At 63.1% G+C, this 16346-nt stretch carries 19 protein-coding genes and 1 pseudogene; 13 read left to right on the top strand and 7 right to left on the bottom strand.

Annotation, left to right across the window (positions count from 1 at the left end; genetic code table 11):
- Positions 1–174 precede the first annotated feature (174 nt).
- Entirely contained in the window at positions 175–1092 is a 918-nt protein-coding gene (locus ACL02S_RS01520) for a phosphatidylinositol mannoside acyltransferase (RefSeq protein ID WP_412800417.1), read from the bottom strand.
- 324 nt (positions 1093–1416) lie between these two features.
- Here ACL02S_RS01520 and ACL02S_RS01515 point away from each other — a divergent pair, with 324 nt between their 5' ends.
- The 10 genes from ACL02S_RS01515 (at position 1417) to ACL02S_RS01470 (ending at position 9148) form a co-directional block, all read left to right on the top strand.
- Complete coding sequence (locus tag ACL02S_RS01515; protein WP_412800416.1) at positions 1417–2106, top strand: FadR/GntR family transcriptional regulator; 690 nt, start codon at positions 1417–1419, stop codon at positions 2104–2106.
- 264 nt (positions 2107–2370) lie between these two features.
- The gene (locus ACL02S_RS01510) at positions 2371–2913 is read left to right on the top strand and encodes a MaoC family dehydratase (RefSeq protein ID WP_412800415.1); all 543 of its coding nucleotides are present in this window, start codon (positions 2371–2373) and stop codon (positions 2911–2913) included.
- Positions 2910–4103, top strand: coding sequence for a CaiB/BaiF CoA transferase family protein (locus ACL02S_RS01505; protein ID WP_412800414.1), 1194 nt, complete (start codon positions 2910–2912; stop codon positions 4101–4103). The genes ACL02S_RS01510 and ACL02S_RS01505 overlap by 4 nt, the downstream gene beginning before the upstream one ends.
- A gap of 401 nt (positions 4104–4504) precedes the next feature.
- The gene (locus ACL02S_RS01500; protein WP_412800413.1) at positions 4505–5200 is read left to right on the top strand and encodes a DUF8020 domain-containing protein; all 696 of its coding nucleotides are present in this window, start codon (positions 4505–4507) and stop codon (positions 5198–5200) included.
- Between the two features lie 24 nt (positions 5201–5224).
- On the top strand, positions 5225–5974 hold the full coding sequence (locus ACL02S_RS01495) for a DUF8020 domain-containing protein (protein WP_412800412.1): 750 nt from the start codon (positions 5225–5227) through the stop codon (positions 5972–5974).
- Positions 5975–6142: 168 nt separating this feature from the next.
- The gene (locus tag ACL02S_RS01490; protein WP_412800411.1) at positions 6143–6505 is read left to right on the top strand and encodes a hypothetical protein; all 363 of its coding nucleotides are present in this window, start codon (positions 6143–6145) and stop codon (positions 6503–6505) included.
- A gap of 346 nt (positions 6506–6851) precedes the next feature.
- Positions 6852–7199 carry an ArsR/SmtB family transcription factor gene (locus ACL02S_RS01485; protein WP_412801071.1) on the top strand — a complete coding sequence of 116 codons (348 nt, stop codon included), beginning with the start codon at positions 6852–6854 and terminating at the stop codon, positions 7197–7199.
- A complete protein-coding gene (gene arsB / locus ACL02S_RS01480) occupies positions 7196–8281 on the top strand; it encodes an ACR3 family arsenite efflux transporter (protein ID WP_412800410.1) in 1086 nt (361 codons plus the stop codon). Before ACL02S_RS01485 ends, arsB begins: the two co-directional genes overlap by 4 nt.
- The gene (locus tag ACL02S_RS01475) at positions 8278–8709 is read left to right on the top strand and encodes an arsenate-mycothiol transferase ArsC (protein WP_412800409.1); all 432 of its coding nucleotides are present in this window, start codon (positions 8278–8280) and stop codon (positions 8707–8709) included. The genes arsB and ACL02S_RS01475 overlap by 4 nt, the downstream gene beginning before the upstream one ends.
- Before the next feature lie 28 nt (positions 8710–8737).
- Positions 8738–9148 carry an arsenate reductase ArsC gene (locus ACL02S_RS01470; protein ID WP_412800408.1) on the top strand — a complete coding sequence of 137 codons (411 nt, stop codon included), beginning with the start codon at positions 8738–8740 and terminating at the stop codon, positions 9146–9148.
- Positions 9149–9255: 107 nt separating this feature from the next.
- On the opposite strand, the gene ACL02S_RS01465 is transcribed toward ACL02S_RS01470, so the two are convergent.
- From ACL02S_RS01465 to ACL02S_RS01455, 3 genes are all read right to left on the bottom strand, one after another.
- Positions 9256–9963: a SanA/YdcF family protein gene (locus tag ACL02S_RS01465; protein WP_412800407.1), complete on the bottom strand. Its 708-nt coding sequence runs from the start codon at positions 9961–9963 to the stop codon at positions 9256–9258.
- Between the two features lie 503 nt (positions 9964–10466).
- A complete protein-coding gene (locus ACL02S_RS01460) occupies positions 10467–11297 on the bottom strand; it encodes an alpha/beta fold hydrolase (protein WP_412800406.1) in 831 nt (276 codons plus the stop codon).
- Between the two features lie 121 nt (positions 11298–11418).
- Positions 11419–11628: a hypothetical protein gene (locus ACL02S_RS01455; RefSeq protein ID WP_412800405.1), complete on the bottom strand. Its 210-nt coding sequence runs from the start codon at positions 11626–11628 to the stop codon at positions 11419–11421.
- Between ACL02S_RS01455 and ACL02S_RS01450 the strand changes: the two are divergent.
- The 3 genes and pseudogenes from ACL02S_RS01450 to ACL02S_RS01440 form a co-directional block, all read left to right on the top strand.
- Positions 11623–11805: pseudogene (locus ACL02S_RS01450) on the top strand (sugar transferase); the annotation flags it as partial. The gene ACL02S_RS01455 and the pseudogene ACL02S_RS01450 overlap by 6 nt on opposite strands.
- Before the next feature lie 228 nt (positions 11806–12033).
- Entirely contained in the window at positions 12034–12951 is a 918-nt protein-coding gene (gene puuE, locus ACL02S_RS01445; protein WP_412800404.1) for an allantoinase PuuE, read from the top strand.
- A gap of 120 nt (positions 12952–13071) precedes the next feature.
- Positions 13072–13653: a TerD family protein gene (locus ACL02S_RS01440; RefSeq protein WP_412800403.1), complete on the top strand. Its 582-nt coding sequence runs from the start codon at positions 13072–13074 to the stop codon at positions 13651–13653.
- A 40-nt stretch (positions 13654–13693) separates the two neighbouring features.
- On the opposite strand, the gene ACL02S_RS01435 is transcribed toward ACL02S_RS01440, so the two are convergent.
- From ACL02S_RS01435 to ACL02S_RS01425, 3 genes are read right to left on the bottom strand one after another with little or no spacing between them, the layout of a single operon-like run.
- On the bottom strand, positions 13694–14578 hold the full coding sequence (locus ACL02S_RS01435) for a metal ABC transporter permease (RefSeq protein WP_412800402.1): 885 nt from the start codon (positions 14576–14578) through the stop codon (positions 13694–13696).
- 29 nt (positions 14579–14607) lie between these two features.
- Positions 14608–15342 (bottom strand): metal ABC transporter ATP-binding protein, encoded by a 735-nt coding sequence (locus tag ACL02S_RS01430; RefSeq protein ID WP_412800401.1) that lies wholly within the window; start codon positions 15340–15342, stop codon positions 14608–14610.
- The gene (locus ACL02S_RS01425; RefSeq protein WP_412800400.1) at positions 15339–16283 is read right to left on the bottom strand and encodes a metal ABC transporter substrate-binding protein; all 945 of its coding nucleotides are present in this window, start codon (positions 16281–16283) and stop codon (positions 15339–15341) included. Before ACL02S_RS01425 ends, ACL02S_RS01430 begins: the two co-directional genes overlap by 4 nt.
- Between the last annotated feature and the right edge of the window lie 63 nt (positions 16284–16346).

The following is a 16346-nucleotide window of genomic DNA, read 5'->3' as shown; positions in this document are numbered from 1 at the left end:
AGTCGTGGAGATCTACCCCGATGATGGCGGCGCAATGGAATTCCGCTGGCGGAACCGGCAATTGCCGGACTCACGTGGCTGATGCGCGTATCTTGGCGAGCTCGTATTCGGTGTGATTGAAATCGAAGTAGAAACGGTGCGGAGAGCAAGCGATGCCATGATGGGTTCGCTTGATCAGGGTGAAGGCTTTCGATGAGTGTGCCTGCGTGCGATCCGGTCGCCGGTGAAGTCAGCGGTCCACAGCGGTTGCAGCATATGCCAGTCGGCCGGGTGCGCGGCGATATCCGCGGCGAACCGGTCAGCCAGTGCCTGGGTTGTGTGTTGCACTCCGCGCGCGGTGTCGATCGGCTCGCCGACCTGAAATCCCCAGCCGTCGGGAGTGAACCAGCAGTGTACCGGCAGCAATGGCGCACCGGTTTCGATCGCAAGCCTGGCCGGACCGGCAGGCATGCGAGCCGGCTCCCCGAAGAATGTGACCGGCACGCCGGCCCCGGTCAAGTCTCGTTCACCGAGCAGACCGACCATCCGTCCCTGCCGAAGTCGCGCCACCAGCTGCTCGAACGGTGGTGTGGTGCCGCCGGTGAGCGGGATGATTTCGAAACCGAGGTGTTCCCGGAACCGGACGAAGCGCCGAAACAGCGATTCCGGTTCCAGCCGTTCGGCCACGACGGTCGGCGCGCCGACGCGCCGCACCAGCCAGACCCCCGCCACATCCCAGTTGCCGCTGTGTGGCAAGGCCAGCACCGCTCCGCGACCACGCTCGGCCGCCTCGTGGATATGTTCGAGACCGGTGGCCGAGGACTCGACACGCTCGGTCAGCCACACCGGATCCATCGACGGCAGCCGGAAGGCTTCACACCAGTACCGGGCGTAGGAGCGCAAACTCGCACGCACCAGCTCATCGGGAACCTGCGCCGGCGCGATGGACAGCACCCGCGCCAGATTGCGTCGCAACTGGACCGGTCCACCGCCCCTGGCCGCGCGATCGGCCGCGATACCGAACAGCCCCAGTGCCCACCGTCGCGGCAAGGCACGTACCAACCGCCAACCGGCCGCATACCCGAGATCCAAGACACGAGCCTTCGGATCCACCACTCACCGCCTATCGGTGCAGCGATATCTGCGATTCATCCCTAGAGTGTCCTCCCGAAACCGCGGAAATGAGTCGAGCAGGTGTACCCGTCATCTATAGAAGGCTCGAACCACCGAAAACAATGCAACACGCCCTGCCGGACCGCAGCTTTCCGAGCTTTCGGACACACACGACTACAGTAGTCAAAACCTTGGAGTCTTAATGATCCTCGCGGTGACGACGGCCGTCAGCGCTCCGAGTAGCCATATGACCGAAAGAGGATTCCCGACGTGCCGGAGCCAGTCACCCCGACCTCTCGTTCTCAAACCACCTCGTCACGGCCCATGCCCGCGACAGCCGGCCGGGAATTGGAGGAGGAACTGCGGCGGCAGATCGCGGCGGGCGAGCTACCGCCCGGTCATCAGCTCCCGACGGAGCGAGAACTGTCCACCCATTACGGAGTCAGCCGCAATACCGCGCGCGAGGCGCTTCGCGCGCTGGCCAGCCAAGGCTTACTCGAGATCAAACGGGGCGTTACCGGCGGGACCTTCGTGGCGACCCCGACGGCGGCAGAGGTGAGCGGCTCGCTGCAGACCTCCCTGACCATGCTGGTCAACTATTCCGATCTGACGGTCGCCGATCTACTCCAGGTACGCGAGATCCTCGAGGTTCCCGCAGCGGAAATCGCCGCATTGCACCGAACCGATGACGAGCTCGACGCGATCAGGGGGTCACTGTTCGGATCGAACCGGCCCGATCCGGCGACGGTATTCACCGAGACCAGCGGTTTCCATCTGGGGATCATCAGGGCTACCCACAACCCACTGCTGGAAATTGTGGCCGATCCGGTCTTCCGGATCCTCGATGAACGGTTCACGCGCGAGAAAACTTCCCCGGCGAACTGGGAGATGGTCGAGCACGAACACCGCGAGATCCTCGGCTACCTCGACGCGCGCGACCAGGCGGGCGCCCGCGAGGCCATGCGCGCACACCTACGCGGGCTACGTGGCCTCTACGAGGAGATGAAGCGTTGACTCGGCGTACACCGTCGGCATCCACTATTGACATCCAAAACCTTGGAGTTTTACCCTGATGAGGGTAGCTATCCAATAGCTCGGTAATCGGCCAGCTCGGTGAATCGGCACCGATGCGCTGCTGGCGAGCCTGTAGCGCAGGCCCCTCGAGATCCGGCGTACGCACGTAGCGATCATACCGTTTCCGGCTGTCCCCTCCGGAAAACGAGCAGTGCGCGCAATAACGCCGAGTGCCGCCATCAGGGATAGATGAAAGGTGTGGCTATGCCACCGAAAACTGGTTGGAGCGGACGATTCTTCGGAGATTTCCGGATCGGGGACGTCTACGAGCACCCCCTGGGAAGAACCATCACCGAGGTCGATAACACGTGGTTCACGTTGCTTACCATGAATACCGCCGAGATGCATTTCAATGCCGAGGTCGGCGCGGCTTCGGAATTCGGTGGCTCGCTGGTCAACTCGACCCTGACACTGGCTATCACCGCAGGCCAGAGCGTTATCGATACATCATACAACGCGATCGCCAATCTCGGCTGGGACGAGATCCGGCTCGTGAAACCGGTTTTTGCCGGTGACACACTCTGGTCGGAATCGATTGTGCTGGACAAGCGGGAATCGAAAAGCCGCCCTTATGCCGGCATAGTCACAGTCAAGACACGCGCTGTCAATCAGCGCGGCGAGGATGTACTCACCTACAAACGAACATTCATGGTCTACAAAACCGACGCCGGTGAACGTCCACAGGGAAACCGGCCACGACCGATACGTCCGATCACCGATTCGACCGGCACTGAGGCATCGTCGTGACTCCTCTAGCGGACCTCAGGATCATCGCCCTGGAGCAATACGGGGCAGGTCCTTTCGGCTCGCTGCAATTGGCCGACCTCGGCGCCGACGTCATCAAGATCGAAGACCCCGCAGTGGGCGGTGATGTGGCTCGGTACATTCCACCGTATACCGAAGGGGAGGATTCGTTGTTCTTCGAATCCCTCAACCGAAATAAGCGCAGTATCAACCTCGATATCAGATCTCGTGATGGCCGGGCGGTGTTCGAGGACCTCGTCCGCCATGCCGATGCGGTCTACGCCAATCTGCGCGGGGATGTGCCGGAGAAACTCGGCATCCGATACGACGACCTCAAACACATCAATCCGCGCATCGTATGCTGCGCGCTGTCCGGATTCGGCAGCACCGGCCCACGGGCGCACGAACCCGGCTACGACTATGTCCTGCAGGGATATACGGGATGGATGGCGTTGACCGGGGAACCCGGTGCGCCGCCACAGAAGTCGGGACTGTCGCTGGTGGATTTCAGCGGTGGTCTGGTAGCAGTGTTATCCCTGTTGGCAGGGGTACACGCGGCCCGGAGGGACGGCGTGGGCGCCGATTGTGATGTGAGCTTGTTCGATACCGCGATCAGCATGCTGTCCTATCTCGCGACATGGCATCTCACCGAAGGATACGAGCCGGAACGGACCCGGAGATCAGCGCATCCATCGCTGGTACCTTTCCAGATCTTTGCCGCGGCAGACGGCTGGCTTGTCATCAGCTGTGCGAAGGAGAAATTCTGGAAGCGGCTCACCGAGGTCATCGGCCGCCCCGATCTGGCAGACGACCCCCGATTCGCCACTTTCACCGACAGGCTGGCCCACCGTGACGAGCTGGAGAGCATTATCGACCACGCATTCGGTACAGCGACTGTGGACACCTGGCTGGCCGCCATGCGGGAGGTCTCCATCCCCTGTGCCCCGATCAACACCGTAGCCCAGGCGTTGGCCGACCCGCAGGTCATCGCCCGAAACATGCTGATCGCCACCGAGCATCCACAATTCGGGCACACCACGCATGTCAACTCCCCCGTCCGTGTCGGCCCGCCGCGCACACGGCATCACCACGCGCCCTGCCGCGGTGCGGACACCGACAGCGTTCTCACCACGGTGCTCGGGTACACACCCGAGCAAATTACCGCCCTCCACCGAGCGGGAGTTCTCGGATGATCAGATGTATTAGCTCAGCGATTGCTCCTCGAGCACTACCCCGAGCAGGAAACGATCGGCTCGATGCTCCTGGCTCCCCGCGCACCACTGCGCCCCGGCCGATACTTCAGCGTGTATCACTCTCACCAGAAACCCATGGAACTCTCAGGGATTTCTTCGATTTGCATTGCCAGATCGTTCCACGTGTGTTTCAGTATGTGCATTCGCACCAATAATGTGGCGATAACCACACCACCGTGAGCACGGAAAGCATCGAGTAGCGAGTCCAACGCTCGCTCCCGGAGCCCCGCATCCTGGGATCGGACCTGGATCCCAGGATGTTTGCTGTGTCGAGCGGCCCGACACCCGGGTTTACTCGATGCTGTAGTCCCGCGATCGGTTACGCAGTATGAGGAATATCGATGCGCTTCTCCCCCATCGCCCTGGCTGTCATCGCCGGCGCGGCAATCGCCTCCACGACGAGCGCCGCAAGTGCTGAACCACCTACCCAGGCACCGGTCAGCTATCACTCCACTATCGACGGGCTCTCGGTAACCACCACACTCGATAACGGGACCTTCGCCGCCACTGCCCGGCCGGGATCGATCGCCGTACAGGATGCGGTCGGTACCGAACTCGATACGATCCCTTTGACATTCGCGCTCGACGGTCAGCAGCTTCCGATCGATTACCAGCTCTCGGCCGATCGTCGAACCGTCACCCTGACACCCGATATCACCGAGCTGCGCCGCACGGAGCTGCATCCTGTCGCTTCGCCGCTGGAAAACCAGCTGGCTATGAATGATCTGATCAATGCGGTCAGTATCGGCACCTCGATCGGAAGCCTCATCGGTACAGCCATCGGGGCCGTGGCAGGGGTCGGTATCGGTTTCGCACTGGCAGGTGCATCATGCCTGGTGATCAACCTCGGTTGTGTCGTCGCGGTCCTGCCGTTGGTCACCCTCGTCGGGGCGGTCGGCGGCGTGACCGGTCTGGTACTCGCCGGTGGCGGGTCCACCGCCTACGCGCTGTTCGATTATGTGACCACACTGCAGGCTCCTCCCGGGCAGAGCAAATACGCCCAGCACCTGCCGGCATCGACCGCGCCCGGCCGCTGACCGCGAACGCATAGGAACCCTGTGATGCTCATCCGCACAACAACCCTCGCGCTCGCGGCGGCTACGGCAACCGTGCTGGCCGCGACCCCGGCAACCGCCCAGCCCGCGGCCGCACCCAACTATCACGCGACAATCGCAGGCAATTCCGTGGTAGTCACCTTGGACGGCGCCACCTTCAGCACAGCGACCGACGGTCGAGCAGTGCTGATCCACAACGCCGATGGGGCGACGCTGGCCACACTGCCGAAAAACTTCACCTTCGACGGTCTGCCGGGAACACTGACCAGCGAGATAACCGATCACGCTACAACTCTCACCCTGACTCCCGACCGTGCAGGCCTCGCCGCGCACCCGCAGCTCCACTCGGTGGCATCGCCGCTGGAAGATCAGCTCGCCCTCAACGACCTCGCCGGCAAGCTGTCCACCGGACCATTGGTCGGCGGAATAGTGGGCACCGTGGTCGGAGCCCTCGTCGGCGCTGTCATCGGACTCGGATCATGCCTGGTCGTCGGCCCGGCCTGCTTGGCAACCGTCCCCACGGCCATCGCCGCCTTCGCCGGAGCAGGCGGGGTGGCGGGCACGCTGCTGGCAGGCGGCGCGGTACTGGCCGACGGCTTGTGGAAATATCTCAGCACCATACAGGCACCCCCAGGGCAAAGCCCGTACGCCAACGAAGGCGGCCTGCTCGACCGGGAAGGCGCTGGCGTGCCCAACCCCAAACTCCGGCTTCCCAAACTTCCGAGCGGTTCGGCCAGCGGATCCTCGGCTGAATGAACAACAGGGTTCCGGTAGTAATGCGGTATTGCCGCGCCCTCGGCTCACCGAGGGCGCGGCAAGCATTCCAGATAGATGCCAGTCTCGCTATTCATATCGGGAACGGTGAAGTCCTGAAACAGGGTCCAGCAAACCGATCAACGGTAACTAGACGAAGGACATAGCCAGGTGAACACCCCCTACGCGCGCAGCTCACAGCGGTGTAGCGCCGCGTGGGGTGTGAGCCTGGGCGGCTTGATCGCATTCTTTGTGCTCATCCCTTTGGCGTTCAGCCTCCAGGACATGATGGATGTTCCCGAGATCAATGCAACGCCGTCGCATCTTCGGGCGCGGCCTGTCGAAGTCGCATCTTCCTACTGGCTGTCGTGGGTGATTGCCTTCGCCGTTCTTCTCGCACCAACGCTCACGCTGGCAGTATTCCCGCGTACCCGGCGGGTAGCCGTCGGGTACGCACTCGCGACGTCGGTGGTCGGGGGTGGGCTCACCGCGGTCGTGATCAGCTTCGAACTGGGTGGGTTCGCACCCAGCTGAGCAAGCCATGCCCCGATACCCGCACCTGCCGGTCTGGTACATCAGGCATGTAGATGGATCCTGGGAGGGCCAGGGCGATATCGAACTGCGGGAAAAGTGGGTAGTCGCATGTCATGCATGCGATGCGCTATCTCCGCCGTGAACGACGGCGCCTGCACGCTACGAATCTTGGTCACAGTTGAAGCGGATCTGGTGGTCATCGTCGAGGCGAGTGTGCTGCGGCACCGAGACCGAGCGGAAGGCCGTTGCGTCGACGGGGTGAGTGAGTTCACCGGATGTTCGCTTGCCTTCCGAATTAGACATCGGTCAATATCGATATGTGTCTAATTCGGAGTTGCCGTTACCCATGACCGACCCGGCATGCGCGGCCACACCCCAAGCCCGGCCGCCATTGACCGCTGTCGAGGCGGTGGAGCTGGCGGGAATGTTCAAGGCGTTGTCGGATCCGGTGCGGTTACGGGTGCTGTCGGCAGTGGCCACACGAGCCGGAGGTGAGGCGTGTGTCTGTGAGGTCTCAGAAGGGATCGATGTCACCCAGCCGACCATCTCTCACCATCTGAAGGTGCTGCGCGAGGCGGGGCTGCTGACCAGTGAGCGCCGTGCCTCGTGGGTGTATTACCGGGTGGTCCCCGAAACGCTGCACCGGCTTTCGGAGCTACTGGCGGCGGAGGCCGGACTGGCGGTGACCGGATGACCACGACTTCCGAACATCCCGCTGTTGTCGGCAAGCTGTCCACGCTGGACCGGTTCCTGCCGGTGTGGATCGGCGCGGCCATGGCCGCGGGTCTGCTTCTCGGACGGCTGATTCCCGGTCTCGGTGACTCCTTGGCCGCTGTCGAAGTGGACGGGATTTCGCTGCCGATCGCGATCGGGTTGCTGATCATGATGTATCCGGTGCTGGCGAAGGTGCGCTACGACCGGCTCGATTCGGTTACCGGCGACCGGCGGCTGCTGTTGGGGTCGCTGGTGCTGAACTGGGTGTTCGGCCCGGCGCTGATGTTCGCCCTGGCGTGGCTGCTGTTGCCGGATCTTCCCGAGTACCGAACCGGGTTGATCATCGTCGGCTTGGCCCGCTGTATCGCGATGGTGATCATCTGGAACGACCTCGCCTGTGGCGACCGCGAGGCCGCCGCGGTGCTGGTCGCGCTCAATTCGGTGTTCCAGGTAGTGATGTTCGCGGTGCTGGGCTGGTTCTACCTGTCGGTGCTGCCCGGCTGGCTCGGTCTCGCGCAGACCGAGATCCACACCTCGCCGTGGGAGATCGCGAAATCGGTGTTGATCTTCCTCGGCATTCCCCTGCTCGCGGGCTATCTCACCCGCCGTATCGGGGAACGAGCGAAAGGTCGCGCCTGGTACGAGTCCACGCTGCTGCCCCGGTTGGGGCCGTGGGCGCTGTACGGGCTGCTGTTCACCATCGTGATCCTGTTCGCCCTGCAAGGCGATCAGATCACCTCCCGCCCCGGCGATGTGGTCCGTATCGCGGTACCGCTGCTGATCTATTTCGCGCTGATGTGGGGTGGCGGTTACCTGCTCGGTGCGCTGCTCGGCCTGGGGTACGCACGCACCACGACCATGGCGTTCACCGCTGCCGGCAACAACTTCGAACTGGCTATCGCCGTCGCCATCGCCACCTACGGCGCTTCCTCCGGACAAGCCCTCGCCGGCGTGGTCGGACCGCTCATCGAGGTGCCGGTGCTGGTCGGGCTGGTGTATGTATCGCTGGCCTTGCGGGCCCGCTTCGCACCGACGATCACCGTGAACGAGGCGGCGCGGTGAGCGCAGCGTCGGTGCTGTTCGTATGCGTACGCAACAGCGGAAAATCCCAGATGGCGGCTGCGCTCATGCGCGCAGCCACCGGGAGCAGGGTCAGCGTACACTCCGCGGGCACCGACCCAGGCAGCGAACTCAATGCCTTGTCGATGCGGGCACTCGGCGAACTCGACATCGGAGTCGGTGCCGAGCACCCCAAACCTCTCGATCCGCAGCTACTACGCACCGTCGATATCGTCGTGGTCCTCGGCCGTGAGGCACAGCTGGACCCGATCGAAGATGTGCGGGTCCTCTGCTGGGATACCGACGAGCCCTCCCACCGCGGTATCGACGGCATCGAGCGCATGCGCCTGATCCGCGACGATATCGCCGCCCGCGTGCGCGCCCTGGCCACCGATCTCGGCGTCAGCAACCAGAACTCCCATATCTCTTAGAGCTGATCTACGAAAGGTGTTGCCTGTCATGGCATCAACGCCCAGTGTTCTGTTCGTATGCGTCCACAACGCCGGACGCTCCCAGATGGCCCAAGGCTTCCTGACCCACCTCGCAGGCAACGCCATCGAAGTCCGCTCCGCCGGGACCGCACCCGCTGCGCAGATCAACTCCGCCGCGGTCGAGGCCATGGCCGAGGTCGATATCGACATCACTGCCCAGACCCCGAAGATCCTCACTCCCGACACCGTGCAGACCTCCGATGTCGTGATCACCATGGGCTGCGGCGATACCTGCCCGTATTTCCCCGGTGTGGACTACCGGGACTGGAAACTCGACGACCCCGCCGGCCTCGGTGTGGACGCGGTACGACCGATCCGTGACGAGATCCGCGGGCTTATCGAAGAACTGGTCGCCGAACTGCTACCGGACCGCGCCTGAACGCCTGTCGATACGGGCCTTCGCCCCCCGTTATCTCGTCATCGCCTGTTCTCCGGGCGATGACGACGGTGGCGGCTCGGCGTACGAGAACTGTTCTGTCCGGCTATCTACTGCACCGGAGGTTCGGTCGGCGCGTTGATCGCATCACGGACGCTGGATTCTTCGTCGCCGAGGTGTGTCGGATCCGGGCGGGTGATCATCTCGAAAACGGCCTTGGTAGCGGCGAGTTGATCACGCAGCCAGCATTTGCGGTAGATGAAGTTGTGCGGCTGACTGGAATCGCTGACACCGGTGGTCTCGATCCCCGCGCTCCGGCACAGCGCGATGACGCGGGGCATGCTGAAATCCTGGGTGACCACGATGGCTTGGCGGACACCGAAGATCCGGTAGGCTCGCACGCAGGACTCGTAGGTGCTGAAACCGGCGTAGTCCAAAGCGATCTTGGCCGCGGGCACCCCTTTGCTCAGCAGATAGCGGCGCATGGCGGTGGGTTCGTCGTAGGTGGATCTGCCGTTGTCGCCGGTGAGCAAAAGGGCTTTCACCTTGCCGGATTCGAGTAAGCGGCGACCGATATCGAGCCGGGCAGCCAGATAAGGCGACGGTTCACCGCTGGCGTAGACCTCAGCACCCGGAATGATCGCGACCTCGGCCGCCGGAACGGTGGCAGCGGAATATTCGCCGTCGGCGGCCTGCAAGCGGATCCACCCGATCGAGCCGCCCGCTACCACAGCGACCGCCACCACTGCCGATACCGCCAGGAGAAATACGGTGCGGGGCCGAAGCAAGGACCGGAACTTCCCCCGAGTATGTGTCATGCGTTGACTTCCTCCATACGATGCGTTATCTCCGCCGTGAACGACAGAGCCCGCACGCTACGAATCTTGGTCACTGAATCCCACCCGATGAAGTCTGCCAGGCAAATCCTCCGCCTGCCAATGCCACGACAGTGAACCGTCTCGACTTCTGCTTGCCGCTCAACAACTGTCGCGCCGCTTCCACATGTTCCGGCACCAAAGGTCGGCTGTCCTGGATTTCCCAGAGGGAACTCTGCGATACCCGTCCCAGCGTCTATGCCTTCGCCTGCTCCCGATCGAGTTCGAGGTATCGGTCATCGCGTCGAACCGCGATCTCCACCGCCGGAGGAACTCCTGCACATATGCGGGCAGCGCGGCGATCGGTGCTGCGAAGCGTGCGCTGCTCGAGCGGGCCGGGCGCAAAGTGGTGGAGCCGAGTGCGCCACAGGCTACCTGGCGCACTTCGAGCACAGCCTGATCGATCAGCCGACTTGGTGCGATCACCTCATTGTCGGCCAGCGGAATCAGGGGATGTCAAGGATTTCCCGCAGCCGGATGACAAACGTGGCCGGATCGTCGAGGAATCCGGTGTGACCACCAGGGAACCGAGTGGGAGTCACCTCGATAGCAGCGGCGAGTGCGCGGGAAGTGCGATCGCAGAATTGCCCGGCAGAGTCGGCGCCGATGCCGATGACGAGCCGGGCGGGTATATCGCGCAAGGCGACGATATCCGGTTCCCATGTGGTGGTGCCGCGGATCTCGTGGGCGAACCAGTAACGTTCGTCGGCCAGCTGCTGTGGTTCACGATCTGGTCCGAACATCTGCACGAGCACCGGCTCTGGCATCGGAATATTCGCGGTAGTGAAAAATTTTCGCCACGCACCGAGCACATCGCCCGCGGCATAGGTCGCGACAAGATCCTCGGTCGCGGCGCGGTGGGTATCGCGGTCAGCGATCAGCGCGTTGATCGGCGGCTCGTGCGCAATGACGGTCGAAACCGTATCGGGATGGGACTGCGCCAGCGCCAGAGCGGTCACCGCGCCGCCACTGGAGCCGAAGACCACGGCGGGGCCGCTATCGACGCGAGTGATCAGCCGAGCGAGGTCATCGGCGCGCAGTTCTGGGGTGGAGTCCTGGTGCGGGTTGTCCAGCGTGCTGTTCCGGTGTCCGCGCGGGTCAGTGGTGAGCACCGTGTGGTCGGTGGCGAGTAGATCCGCAGCCGGTGCGAATGATTCGGCGTCCATCGGCGCACCAACGAGTACGATCAACGGTCCCGCACCGCGCAATTCGTAATAGAGGTTGGCGTCAGGGACCTCGAGAGTCCTCGCGATGACACCGGACTGGGTTCGGCTCATAGGTTCTCCTGGCAGAGTGGCTTACAGGTCCACATATAGGGACGATGCACACGAACGAAAGTCATCGCCATCCGCTGCGGCAATGTGAAAACCCGGAGTCGAGCCCGTCGGATCGGCCTCCTTATGCCGAATCGAGGACTCCTGCCACTACTTCTGCCATCCGGGCACGGAACACCTCCGCGCTGAACGATTCGACGTAGATCCGGATAATTCCGGGATCGTAGGGTCGAGTCTGCTCGCGAAGGGCGGCGAGCGGGAACCCGTTGGCCATCGCCTTACCCCAAGTAGGACAGATCCGGCACCACACCGTACACCTGCTGGGTGCCGCCATCTGCTCATCCGCCCTGGCATCACCGGTTTATGGCAGGTCAGCGGCCGTTCCGACTTGTCGCCGGAGGAGTCGGTCGACCTCGATATCTCCTATGTGGAGAACTGGTCCATGCTGCTCGACCTCTGGATCATCGCGAAAACCGTGCGCCCGGTCGCCATGGGTGACGGGGCGTATTGATCCATTCCTCTTCCACCTCCTGGTCGGCAACCAGGGTGTGGCCAGATCCGATCACCTTTTCCGGCCGACGACGTATGTCGAACCGGTGTCAGGCGCCCCTCTCCGCTCGGGGTAGTCGAGACGAGTCCGGGTATCTATTCTGAGGATGGACTCGCGTGCGGCGGCGGTCCGGGATCTTCCGCCGCCGCTGCCCGCGCTCAGCTACGCGCCGACAAGGAGTGATGTGGCATGAGTGCCTTCGATCTCACCTATCCGCGGAACATGGTCGGTTACGGGCCGAATCCTCCGCATCCACGATGGCCCGGTGATGCGAATATCGCAGTGCAATTCGTACTCAATTACGAGGAGGGCGCTGAGAACTGTGTGCTCGACGGAGACCAGATGTCGGAGACACATCTCTCGGATCTCGTTCCGGCGGAAGCTTTTCCCGACCGGAGCATGGGTATGGAATCGATGTTCGAGTACGGATCGCGGGTCGGGGTATGGCGGGTGCTACGAGCGTTCGAGAGCCGCGATATCCCGCTGACGATCTTCGGAGTCTCCCGTGCCTTGGAGCGTAATCCCTTGGTGGTGGCGGAATTCAAGCGGCTCGGCTGTGAGATCGCCTGCCATGCGCTGCGCTGGATCGACTACCAGACAATGGACCCACAGACCGAACGACAGCATGTCGACGAGGCGGTACAGATCATCACGAAACTGTTCGGCGAGCCGCCACGCGGCTGGTTCACCGGACGATGCTCGCCGCAGACCCGCGAACTGGTGGTCGAACACGGTGGCTTCACCTACGACTCCGACTCGTTCGCCGACGACCTACCGTACTGGGTGAAGGTAGGTGATCAAGACCACTTGGTAGTGCCGTACACCCTGGAAGCCAACGATATGCGGTTCTCCTCCCCCGCGGGTTTCGCCAACGGCGAGGAGTTCTTCACCTATCTGAAGGACGCCTTCGACGTGCTCTACGCCGAGGGGGTGGCCGGCGCCCCGAAAATGCTCTCGGTGGGTTTGCACTGTCGCATCTCCGGCCGACCCGCCCGCATCGCAGCACTGCACCGCTTCCTCGACTATGTCCGGTTACATGACAAGGTCTGGCTTGCCCGCCGAATCGATATCGCCGACCACTGGGCGAAAGTGCATCCGCCGAACTGAGCCTCGATTCCCGCCGACCCGAAATACGCCGCGGCGATGGGAACACCGGCCCGGTTCGCCGAGGCGGCACCTTTCGCATTGTCCGGCAGAGCGATCCGCGACCATCAGTATGCTGAGGTCGTGATTACGCTCAGGAAAGAAGACGGCGCAGCAGACCTCGCTGGTATCACCGAGCTGCAGGTGGGAGTGAGCTGGGACCCTTCCTCCGGTACGAGCGGTGGCGCACTCGGTTGGGCACGTCGCAAACGCGGTGTGGATCTCGACCTGATCGCCATCCTCATGCAGGGAAATGATCCGGTGCGCTTCGCGGGCCTGGATTCGCTGGATCCGATGGGCAACGGCTCGGTCGCGCACAGCGGCGATGAACAGACCGGTGCCGCCACCGGTGACGATGAAACTGTTCGTGTCGTCTTCGCCAATGTCCCGCCCTCCATCGACGCCATCATCTTCGTCGCCGCAGCCTTCAAGAAGGGCAGCTCCTTCGAGAAGGCGAACAACGTCTCCATCAAGATCTACGACGCCACCGGCGGAAGCAATCAGCAAGTCGCCGACATCTGGCCTTCACTACTCGGCGCCGACAACGCCAATGCCGTCGCTCGCGCGTTCCGCAACGGCAATCAGTGGCAACTGGAAGTGCTCAACCGACAAGGCAAAATCAAGCAGGGCGACATGCAGGCACTGCTGAACTTCGCATTGCAGTAGCGGTAGCCGTCCACCGAGTACCGGCTCGTGACAGTTCATGTCACGAGCCGGTACGCACCGGAACCGCTTTCCGTTGTCTGCGCGCCATGGCGATGCGCCGCCCGATAACGCCCTGTTGCGGGGCGAACAAATACGCGGCGGCGAAGGCTATGCCCTGCACCACCACAACCATGCCGCCCGGTGCCGTATCGAGGTGGTAGCTCAGATATAGGCCGGTAACGGCACAGGCCACCGAAACGGTGGGGGCGATGATCAACATCCGGCCGAACCGATCGGTGAGCAGATACGCGGTTGCGCCAGGGATGATCAACATGGCCACGACGAGGACGACGCCGACCGCTTGGAGGGCGACCACAGCGGTCAGGGCCAGCAGACCGAGCAGGGCTGTGCCGAGCAGCCGGGGGTTGAGACCGATGGCGTGCGCGTGCGTGGGATCGAAGGCGTACAGCGTGAAATCACGCCGTTTGAGGATCAGCGCGGCGAGGGTGATCGCCGCGAGAATCATGATCTGCACCAGTTCCGCGCGGCCGACGCCGAGCAGGTTGCCGAACACGATGTGGTTGAGGTCGGTCTGGCTCGGTGTCACGGAGACCAGCACCAGGCCGAACGCGAACAGTGTCGTGAACACGATGCCGATGGCAGCGTCCTCTTTGATCCGGCTGGTATCCCGCACCACCCCGATCAACGCGACCGCGAGAAAGCCGAACACGATCGCACCCACCGCGAACGGCAGCCCGATGATGTAGGCCAGCACCACACCGGGCAGTACCGCGTGGGAGACCGCGTCTCCCATCAGCGACCAGCCGATGAGCACCAGCCAACAGGACAGCACCGCGCATACCAGCGCCGCTGTCACAGTGGTCGCCAGTGCGCGCACCATGAACTCGTATCGAAGGGGGTCAAGGAATATCTCTGTCAGGCTCATTCGTCCGTCTATCTCGTATTCGACCGGGTTCACACCCGGTTCATCACATCCAAGCCGAACGCCATGGCGAGGTTCTCCGGCTGCAGTACCGTCTCCGGATCGCCCTTGGCGAGCACCGTCCGCATCAGCAGCACTGCCTCGTCGGCGAGGCCGGGTAGCGCGTGCAGATCATGCGTCGAGACCAGGATGGTGGCGCCTGCGGCGGCAAGCTCACGCAGCAGCCTGGTGATCGTGGCCTCCGAGCGTTTGTCCACCCCCGCGAACGGCTCGTCGAGCAGCAGGATGGTCGCCCCCTGCGCCAGACCACGCGCCACGAAGGCACGCTTCTTCTGCCCACCGGACAACTGACCTATCTGCCGGTCGGCGAGATCGGTCAGCTCCACGCGCTCCAGCGCGTGCGCGACGGCCTCACGGTCGGCCCTGCGCGGCCTGCGGGTGAACCCGAGATGGCCGTACCGGCCGGTCATCACCACGTCGTATACCGAAAGCGGGAAGCTCCAGTCGACATCCTCGCTCTGCGGCACATAACCGAGTACACCGGCCCTCCGGGCCGCTACCGGTGCCGTGCCGCCGACTCGGACCGTCCCTCGGTCGGGCCGCACCAGCCCCATGATGGTCTTGAACAACGTCGACTTACCGGATCCGTTCATCCCGATCAGACCGCAGACCCGGCCCGGGTCAAGGGTGAGGTCGACTCCGTCGAGTGCGGATACCTCGCCATAACGGACGGTGACATCGCGCACCTCGATCGCGGGTGTGCTCATGAGCGTCCTCCGGTCAATGCGGAGCCGATCGTCTGCGCATCGTGGCGGATCAACTCCAGATAGGTCGGTACAGGGCCGTCGGCCTCCGAGAGCGAATCGACGTACAGCACACCCCCGAACACGGCGTCGGTAGCCTCGACCACCCGCTGCATCGGCGCGTCCGACACGGTGGACTCGCAGAATACGGCGGGCACCCGTTGCTCCCGGACGAAATCGATAGCCGAGGCGATCTGCTGCGGCGTAGCCTGCTGTTCGGCATTGACCGCCCAGATGTACTTCTCGGTGAGTCCGGCATCTCTGGCCAGATAGGAGAATGCGCCTTCACAGGTCACCAGGGCACGCTCATTCGATGGCAGCGTGTTCAGCGTGCTGACGAGTTCGTCCTGTACCGCGCGTAATTCGGCCTTGTACTCGTCGCCGTTGGTCTGGAAAGCATCCGCGTGCTCCGGTGCGAGATCGCTGAAGGCGCGCACCATATTGTCGACGTAGATCTGCGCGTTCTGTGGTGACATCCACGCGTGCGGATTCGGCATCCCCTGGTAGGCGTCCTCGCTGATCCCGATCGGCGTGATGCCATCGCTGACGACGACATGCGGCACGCGCACATCGGAGACGAACTGGGCGAACCATGCTTCCAGGTTCAAGCCGTTGTCCAAGATCAGATCGGCCCGCACCGCCTTCTTGATATCGCCAGGTGTCGGCTCGTAACCGTGGATCTCGGCGCCGACCTTGGTGATCGACTCGACGGTCAGGTGCTCACCCGCCACATTGCGCGCGATATCGGCCAGCACGGTGAACGTGGTGAGCACTACCGGCCGATCGTTATCATCATCCGCGCTCCCGCCACAGGCGGTGAGGGCGATGGCCGCGGCACTCACCGCGACCGACACAACTGCCCGGCGCGCGAGCCGGGAACGTAAACGGGGGAGCCGAACCTTCATACCCCGAGACGATAATATTCGCCTTACCGAACTTACAAGTTCGTGTTGCAGAAGTGTGATTTA

The organism is Nocardia spongicola, from assembly GCF_047200775.1.
In the GTDB taxonomy this organism is placed as follows: Bacteria; Actinomycetota; Actinomycetes; order Mycobacteriales; family Mycobacteriaceae; genus Nocardia.
The sequence above is the reverse complement of the archived record's forward strand: the minus strand, read 5'-3'. Positions and strand labels throughout refer to the sequence as shown.

Bases quoted from the DNA above. Each gene is read 5' to 3' on its own strand.
- arsB (WP_412800410.1), top strand. From the start codon at position 7,196: ATGACCACGACTTCCGAACATCCCGCTGTTGTCGGCAAGCTGTCCACG.
- ACL02S_RS01460 (WP_412800406.1), bottom strand. From the start codon at position 11,297: ATGAGCCGAACCCAGTCCGGTGTCATCGCGAGGACTCTCGAGGTCCCT.
- ACL02S_RS01425 (WP_412800400.1), bottom strand. From the start codon at position 16,283: ATGAAGGTTCGGCTCCCCCGTTTACGTTCCCGGCTCGCGCGCCGGGCA.
- ACL02S_RS01470 (WP_412800408.1), top strand. From the start codon at position 8,738: ATGGCATCAACGCCCAGTGTTCTGTTCGTATGCGTCCACAACGCCGGA.
- ACL02S_RS01465 (WP_412800407.1), bottom strand. From the start codon at position 9,963: ATGACACATACTCGGGGGAAGTTCCGGTCCTTGCTTCGGCCCCGCACC.
- ACL02S_RS01455 (WP_412800405.1), bottom strand. From the start codon at position 11,628: ATGGCGGCACCCAGCAGGTGTACGGTGTGGTGCCGGATCTGTCCTACT.
- puuE (WP_412800404.1), top strand. From the start codon at position 12,034: ATGAGTGCCTTCGATCTCACCTATCCGCGGAACATGGTCGGTTACGGG.
- ACL02S_RS01495 (WP_412800412.1), top strand. From the start codon at position 5,225: ATGCTCATCCGCACAACAACCCTCGCGCTCGCGGCGGCTACGGCAACC.
- ACL02S_RS01485 (WP_412801071.1), top strand. From the start codon at position 6,852: ATGACCGACCCGGCATGCGCGGCCACACCCCAAGCCCGGCCGCCATTG.
- ACL02S_RS01510 (WP_412800415.1), top strand. From the start codon at position 2,371: ATGCCACCGAAAACTGGTTGGAGCGGACGATTCTTCGGAGATTTCCGG.
- ACL02S_RS01515 (WP_412800416.1), top strand. From the start codon at position 1,417: ATGCCCGCGACAGCCGGCCGGGAATTGGAGGAGGAACTGCGGCGGCAG.
- ACL02S_RS01500 (WP_412800413.1), top strand. From the start codon at position 4,505: ATGCGCTTCTCCCCCATCGCCCTGGCTGTCATCGCCGGCGCGGCAATC.
- ACL02S_RS01435 (WP_412800402.1), bottom strand. From the start codon at position 14,578: ATGAGCCTGACAGAGATATTCCTTGACCCCCTTCGATACGAGTTCATG.
- ACL02S_RS01430 (WP_412800401.1), bottom strand. From the start codon at position 15,342: ATGAGCACACCCGCGATCGAGGTGCGCGATGTCACCGTCCGTTATGGC.